Raw genomic sequence first — 264 nt, 5'->3', positions numbered from 1 at the left:
GCGCCCACGCCGCAGGCCACCGAACCACGCGAGGCTGACGCGACCCAACCCGACGACCCAGCCCGCACCGACGACACCAAAGAATTCCGCCACCGCCTCGACGACGCCATCTACACCTGGCAAAGCCGCAACGGATGGCGAGCAGTGCCACACACCATCGCCAACGCCCTCGCCGAACGCGTCATCCACGAGATGAGATCCGAACGACGCCAATGATCACCAACCAACCAGCCCCAACGACGAAACCGACGACGCCACACCCCA

1 pseudogene is annotated in these 264 nt (G+C 65.5%); it reads left to right on the top strand.

Annotation, left to right across the window (positions count from 1 at the left end):
* A pseudogene (locus QSJ18_RS20165) lies at positions 1-216 on the top strand (hypothetical protein); the annotation flags it as partial.
* Between the last annotated feature and the right edge of the window lie 48 nt (positions 217-264).

Origin of the sequence: Gordonia heveisoli (genome assembly GCF_030315745.1) — a bacterium.
Taxonomy (GTDB): Bacteria; Actinomycetota; Actinomycetes; order Mycobacteriales; family Mycobacteriaceae; genus Gordonia.
Note: the sequence above shows the minus strand (reverse complement) of the source record. Positions and strands in the feature narration are given on the sequence as shown.